The 2,385-nt window shown below is 58.8% G+C and carries 2 protein-coding genes; both read left to right on the top strand.

Annotation, left to right across the window (positions count from 1 at the left end; genetic code table 11):
* Positions 1-1,312, top strand: a 1,312-nt coding sequence (locus AB4043_RS22595) for a 1,4-alpha-glucan branching protein domain-containing protein (RefSeq protein ID WP_442308164.1), incomplete at its 5' end; no start/stop codon positions are given.
* Positions 1,313-1,619: 307 nt separating this feature from the next.
* The coding region (locus tag AB4043_RS22590; RefSeq protein WP_442308163.1) for a hypothetical protein at positions 1,620-2,385 on the top strand (766 nt) is incomplete at its 3' end.

Genomic DNA, 2,385 nt, shown 5'->3' with positions numbered 1-2,385 from the left:
AGACAAAGGTCTCATTGAGATCATCACCTGCGGCGCAACGCATGGGTACATGCCTCTGCTGGGTACCGATGAAAGCGTACGCGCACAGGTCCGGACTGCCGTCGCTACTCATAAGCGGCACATCGGCAAACATCCTCGCGGCATCTGGGTGCCAGAGTGTGGCTATCGACCAGCCGGCTTCTGGAACTACCCTGTCCCCGACGACGATGGGGCCACGCATCCGGGCTACGATCGTATCGGGGTTGAACAGGCTCTCAGCGAATCGCAGATCGAGTACTTCTACGTCGATACTCATCTGGTCGAGGAGTCCGAACGTATCCCTTCCCCCTACGAGCTGCTCAACGGACAGGTGCCGCGAGATGAAGCCACCATCCAGATGACTTTCAACAACCATCGCGGGCTCTACCAGCCTTATTACGTCGATGGTCCTTACGACAAGCGTTACGCCACGACTATCTTCCCGCGCGATCCGCGCACCGGCCTGCAGGTCTGGTCGGGCGAAACCGGCTATCCAGGCGATGCCAACTATCTCGACTTCCACAAGAAGCGCTGGCCCGGTGGCCATCGTTACTGGCAGGTCACCGGCCCCAAGCTCGATATGGCCTTCAAGATGCCATACTGGCCGCAGGAAGCCGCCGAAAAGGTCAAGGAACACGCCAGCCACTTCGTGCACCTGGTCTATGAAGCGCTGAAAGACGGCTTCAACGACTCCATCCCGCCGGTTCTGTGTGCGCCCTTTGACGCCGAGCTCTTCGGCCACTGGTGGTTCGAAGGTCCGCTCTGGCTCGAAGCCATCGCCCGCACTCTAGCCGAATACCCCATCGGACTCGAGCTCATCACCTGCTCCGAATATCTCGACAAGTACCCACGTGCCGGCTTCATCTCGATGCACGAAGGTTCATGGGGGTCCGAAGGCACTAACCGCGTGTGGATGAACCCGGAGACCTCCTGGACCTACAACCACATCTATCCCGCTGAACTGTACACCCGCGACATCGCAACCGCCGGCAAGTGGAAAGACGGTGGTCTCGGCGAGCGCATCATGAAACAGCTCTGCCGTGAGTTGCTGCTACTTGAGTCTTCTGACTGGCAGTTCCTCATCACCACCGGAGCCGCACGCGACTACGCCGAGAAGCGCTTCAATGTGCACAAAGATCAGTTCCTGGAGATGAAAGGCATCTGGCAGGCCTTCGAACAGAACGGCGCCCTCAACGAAGTCCAGGACCGCCGCCTCTCCGAACTCGAAATCAGAGACTCCGTCTTTCCCGACATCGATCCCAGCTTCTGGGCCGCAGGCGCTAAGGCGAGTTAAAAGTTGCAAGTTAAAAGTTAAAGAGGGACGGCATCGGCTGCCGTCCCTCTTTGCTTTGTCCCGAAAAGGGTTGACCTTGATTTGTGCCTCGACAGCCTCGGTTCCCACAGGGGTACCGCTTCAACTTTTAACTCGCCAACTTCTGCTTTTTGCCGCAGACAGATCCAATGGCAGCGGCCATCTTCCATTTGCTTTACCCTTAAAAGATGGGGCAAACAGCTCCATCCAATAATCGGTGTGCCTCAATGATTTCCGTCACCACAAAGGCACCGCTTCAGCTTTTAACTTTCAACTTTTAACTCTTCCAATGGCTGTCGCACTTCCCACACTCCCGACGCACCGTTACAGCGTCCTTCACCGCTGGCATCTGCTTTCGCTCGATGCTCCGACGGTCGCTGTCGTGTGGACTCTTGCGGCGGCGCGCATCACCCACCACACGCTTTCCTGGTATGTACCCGGAGCCATGTTCGTCGCGGTATGGCTGGTCTATGTTGCCGATCGCCTGCTCGATTACAAACAAGGTGAAGAGCTCGAAGCCAGGCACCGCTTCCATGGCCGCTTTCGCCGCCGCTTCGTGATCGCCGCCATGATTGCCCTGCCTGCGCTTCTGGCTCTGATGTGGAAGATGCCCGCGGGCGCCTTGCTCGCCTACATTCTGCTGTGCGCTCCACTCGCCCTCTACTTTGCCGCCATCCATAAGACCCGCCTTCGCCAGAAGGCTCCTAAGGAGGCGGTCGTCGGCATTTTCTTCGCAGCAGCGGTCTTTCTACCTGAGTTCTTCACGCCGCGCGTGGCTATTGCCACCACCTTCTTTGCGCTGCTTTGCTGGCTGAACTGTGTCGCTATCCATCGCTGGGAGAATCCGCGATCGTCTAACTGGAGCGCACGCAACTTCCGCCCGCTCATCCTTATCCTGGCCGCCGTCTGCGCTCTTACGCCGTTCTCTCCCGCACCCCACCCCTTCGCCATCCTGAACCTGTGCACCGCCAGCTCTGCGCTTCTGTTGCTGGCACTGGACTGCACCCGCCGGCCTATCTCCTCGGTCACACTGCGCGCCGCGGCTGACGCGGCGC

This window comes from Terriglobus sp. YAF25 (genome assembly GCF_052113305.1).
In the GTDB taxonomy this organism is placed as follows: Bacteria; Acidobacteriota; Terriglobia; order Terriglobales; family Acidobacteriaceae; genus Terriglobus.
This window is presented reverse-complemented; position numbering and strand designations above follow the sequence as displayed.